Below are 4,324 nucleotides of genomic sequence, written 5' to 3' on the forward strand. Positions count from 1 at the left end.
TTGTGAATTAAAGCTTAATCTCAGGGTAAAGCGTAAAAAACGCATTCCTCCACGATGCCCGGAAAGGTTATTAGTCCCCAATAAACAAGGTGAATGTTGGTCAATGGATTTTATGAGTGACAGTAGTCGTAATCAACGTCGCTTTAGGACATTCAATGTCATCGATGACTTTAATCGTGAGGCGTTAGGTATTGATATTGCAGTAAGCTTACCAGCAGGAAGGATTACCCGTTACTTAGATAAACTGGCCGAATATCATGGGTATCCATTAAAAATACGGGTCGATAATGGACCAGAATTTACAGGAAAAACCTTTACCAACTGGGCTAAATTACATGGTATAACCATTGATTATATCCAGCCCAGTAGCCCTTATCAAAATGGCTATATTGAACGATTTAATCGTACCTATCGTACTGAAGTACTCGATTTATATCTTTTTAACAACTTAGCGCAAGCAAGGAGAATAACTGAAGAATGGTTAACGGTTTATAACATCGAAAGACCGCATGAGGCATTAAATAACATGACACCGATTGAGTATAAAACACTAAAACAAGCAGCATGATTTTCTACGTGAGTTGTGTACTAAGTTTGGGGTATTTACATATGGATATACAGGCTGTTGTACTGATTCGGGTTAGTTTTCTGAATCATTTTTAAGGTATTCTACAGGATGCGGGTACTGTTGTAGGGTTGTCTGCGCTGCCTAGCTGATGTTTTTCGATACGGCGTTTCAGGCCGTCGTAGTGATATCCTCTGAAATGCAGGAGAATCAGGTTGTGGTTGCTGTATTCTGTGCTTATCAATCGGTCGAGGCGATCGTACTGGTAGCTGCGTTCTGTTAAGATACTGGGCAGGGTTGGTTTGTGTTGCAGTCATATTTGAATGTGGTGTTCAGCCGCTCTTGTGGCGTAATACTTCGCAGTGCAGGTTGTCGGAACCGTAATACAGGCTGTTGATGGTGCACCCATCTGGCTGTGAATAAAAAAGATGAATAATCTACTTGAATGTTTTGAATTTTGATAGCCAATAATTGCCTTTATCATATACACAACCAATTAAAACATTTCCTTCTGTTTTGATCGTTAATTCACGACTATAACAATATTTTTTTTCAAAAGACCAGTTTATATCAGCAATATCGAGATATTTCATAATAAGTTCAAAACTTGTTTCAGAATATATAATTACATTATTTAATAAAGTAATTGGATGACGAGCTACATCAAATCCTAAGGAATGTATCTTGGAATCAACTACCATTATTTCCAGTGAATCATAAAAATAAGAAAAACCTTCACTTTTGTTCAATTTATCAAAGTAATATTTTTTACCCAAATCTTTTTTTTGCAAAATAGAATATATTTCTTTTTCTGATAAGCCTACTTTTAATTCCAAATATATTCCTGTTCTCAGAAAATCAGTTAAGTCCATTAATTTTCTCCTGCATTTTTGAAAATTTAACCACACCCCGCTCGGCCAATTCAATTGACTTTTTATTACTATTTGAGTCATTTAATATCTTTTTAAATTCTTCTATGGCATGAGATACTTGAGTTTTAGTTTTCCCCATAATTTTTTATTGTTTATCAAACCGTCTATATGCTTGTTCGCTTGGGTTATGGATTTTTTACTAATACCTTTCATGTTACTAAACCGCTCCCAGATAAGATTGTCAGCTTTATCTAAACCTAATTTAGCTTCCGTAGTTTTTCTTCCATTTATAGATATATCTAAATAAAATCTTTTAATCCTTACATTATCGAAATGACATGGTTGCATTTTCCCGGTACAGTCAATCCTAATGGATCGACCCAAGTCAACTCATTAGGTGCATACTGATACAGGTTAAAGTCACCCAGCTGGTCAATCGGGGGCTAGCTAGGTAAAGTGACCTATATCCGAGTTATAGTATCAGAAAGTATTGTAATGTAGTCCAGTTTCTCTGTCTAAATACTGTCCCTGATATCTAAGGTTTTGTTGTATCGGGATGTGTTCGATTTTTGGAATCCGTTTTCCCCAGAGCTGATAGCGGTATGCTCACAATACTGCGCCATTTACATAGGTAAATTTTTCCTTTTAGCCCTGATTGCATATCTCTAATTGTTTATACGATAATGAAGATATATTTCATATTCATCATCATTAATAACCAATATTCTTTCAGGTTGTAAAAACAATAATGATAAATCAAAAGATTGGTTGTATTTAAATATACTATTTAAAAAATTATCAAGATGATTAATATTTAAGTGTATCGCAATTTTTTCTTCAAATAGTTGGATGCATTTAAAAAAATTATTATTTAAAGTGTTATTTATAATTTCAATTAATTTTTTTTGGCTAATCGGGTGCTCTAGCCTGATTTCGCTATCAATTTGATCAATCTTGAAAAAAATTTTAAGCTGTTCTTTATACCAAATAAAATCTTCATTATTAACAGACGAAATTGTAAATGATTCAATTCCTTCTAATTGACTAACATATTCTTCTGCTTTTTTATAAAGTAATTTTTTTTCAAGTTTATTATTCATAATATATGTGATGATCATTGGTTAGCGAATCAATAATTTTTTGATATCGTTCTTGTTCGAAGTCATAGGTAATTGAATTAGCACTACGTTTTGATTGGTCCGCATTTAGCTATTGGATCATTTGTTTATTCTACTGTGACACGTTTATGTCCTTGTGCATTTTTATATTGATAATACCTGCCATGTGAAACATGGCTCTATTAATAATTTTATTTGTCTAATTTATAGGGGAAAAGATATTTTTCTAATATTTCATTTTTTGTTTTCTCATCAAAATATCTATTGTTTTGTTTTTCATAATTAGCTATTTTATCAATAGCAACACTCTTATTCATTTCAGGAATATTTGAAAAAATTCTGTTCCAATCTTTTTGATTCCCATACATTTTTATCAATTTTTCAAAAATTGAATTAATAATGGGGCTGCTACAATAAAATAACGAGTCTGTTTCCTCACAATCGAATTTTAAATAAAGAATTGCTTTGGTTAAAGCATTTACTTCACTTCTAGTTAATTCTATTTTTTCAATATCCATTATTATCAACCTTTTGTTTTTACACTAGAATTAATTTGATTGTTTGTCAGTTTTAATCTGGTTTCATAACCTAAACTTGACAAAAAAGAATATGGATTCTTACCAGAATATAATACCTCATTTAGTGTTAACTTTCCTTTATAAATATATTCTAATAATATTAGTCATTACATCTTTCGGGCTCATTAAAATATCTGTGATATAAACTTTACTTTTACATAAGATTCTAAGACACCTATTCGCATGATGTTTTCTAGGCCAATCGAATCCGTATAGTGAATACTGTAAATACCCCAAACTTAGTACACAACTCACGTAGAAAATCATGCTGCTTGTTTTAGTGTTTTATACTCAATCGGTGTCATGTTATTTAATGCCTCATGCGGTCTTTCGGTGTTATAAATGGTTAGCCATTCTTCGGTTACCTTTCTTGCTTGTTCTAGATTATTAAATAGATATAAATCAAGTACCTCAGTGCGATAGGTACGGTTAAATCGTTCAATATAGCCATTTTGATATGGGCTACCGGGCTGGATATAATCAATGGTTATACCATGTAATTTAGCCCAGTTTATAAAGGCTTTCCCTGTAAATTCTGGCCCATTATCGACCCGCATTTTTAATGGATATCCATGATATTCAGCCAGTTTATCTAAGTAACGGGTAATCCTTCCTGCTGGTAAGCTTACTGCAATATCAATACCTAACGCCTCACGATTAAAGTCATCGATGGCATTGAATGTCCTAAAGCGACGTTGATTACGGCTACTGTCACTCATAAAATCCAGTGACCAACATTCACCTTGTTTATTAGGCACCAATAGCTTTTCTTGTGTTCGTGGGGGATACGTTTTTTACGCTTTACCCTGAAATTAAGCTTTAATTCACAATACACCCGATATACCCGTTTATGATTCCATTGATAGCCGAGCTTTCTGATACGATTAAAACATTTAGGAAAGCCCCAGCGTAAATGCCGGTCTGTGACAGTATTCAACACCGAAATAATCACGGAATCATCCTGAAACTTAGGTTGGTAATAGTAAGCACAACGGCTTAAACCAACAATGGCACAACTCATCGTAATAGTGACTGAATGATTTTTTTGTAGTTGCTGCGCCCACGTTTTACGTACCTTTGTGGGCACTAAAGCTTTTTTATGATTTCTTCCTGAAGCTGGGATTTTAAGCTCAGTTCGGCAAACATCTGCTTAAGCTTGCGGTTTTCCGCTTCGAGTTCTTTTAGACGTTT

At 33.6% G+C, this 4,324-nt stretch carries 6 protein-coding genes and 1 pseudogene; 1 reads left to right on the forward strand and 6 read right to left on the reverse strand.

All coding sequences use genetic code 11. From position 1 onward, the window contains the following. Nucleotides 1–568 (forward strand): IS3 family transposase (locus A9G45_RS05010; protein ID WP_065572373.1); only part of this gene is annotated, 568 nt, incomplete at its 5' end. Between the two features lie 434 nt (nt 569–1,002). Here the strand turns inward: A9G45_RS05010 and A9G45_RS05015 are convergent. The 6 genes and pseudogenes from A9G45_RS05015 to A9G45_RS14090 form a co-directional block, all read right to left on the reverse strand. After that, nucleotides 1,003–1,437, reverse strand: a complete 435-nt coding sequence (locus A9G45_RS05015) for a hypothetical protein (RefSeq protein WP_065567235.1) — start codon at nt 1,435–1,437, stop codon at nt 1,003–1,005. A gap of 356 nt (nt 1,438–1,793) precedes the next feature. Beyond that, nucleotides 1,794–2,034: pseudogene (locus A9G45_RS14945) on the reverse strand (RHS repeat-associated core domain-containing protein); the annotation flags it as partial. A gap of 68 nt (nt 2,035–2,102) precedes the next feature. Continuing rightward, nucleotides 2,103–2,537, reverse strand: a complete 435-nt coding sequence (locus A9G45_RS05025) for a hypothetical protein (RefSeq protein ID WP_065572374.1) — start codon at nt 2,535–2,537, stop codon at nt 2,103–2,105. A gap of 209 nt (nt 2,538–2,746) precedes the next feature. Continuing rightward, nucleotides 2,747–3,073, reverse strand: a complete 327-nt coding sequence (locus A9G45_RS05030; RefSeq protein WP_065567038.1) for a hypothetical protein — start codon at nt 3,071–3,073, stop codon at nt 2,747–2,749. Between the two features lie 323 nt (nt 3,074–3,396). Then, on the reverse strand, nt 3,397–3,891 hold the full coding sequence (locus tag A9G45_RS05035; RefSeq protein WP_141673615.1) for an integrase core domain-containing protein: 495 nt from the start codon (nt 3,889–3,891) through the stop codon (nt 3,397–3,399). Next, the gene (locus A9G45_RS14090) at nt 3,849–4,220 is read right to left on the reverse strand and encodes an IS3 family transposase (protein WP_141673616.1); all 372 of its coding nucleotides are present in this window, start codon (nt 4,218–4,220) and stop codon (nt 3,849–3,851) included. The genes A9G45_RS05035 and A9G45_RS14090 overlap by 43 nt, the downstream gene beginning before the upstream one ends. Nucleotides 4,221–4,324: the final 104 nt, after the last annotated feature.

The sequence above is a fragment of the Gilliamella sp. HK2 genome (assembly GCF_001690265.1).
GTDB lineage: Bacteria > Pseudomonadota > Gammaproteobacteria > Enterobacterales > Orbaceae > Gilliamella > Gilliamella apicola_C.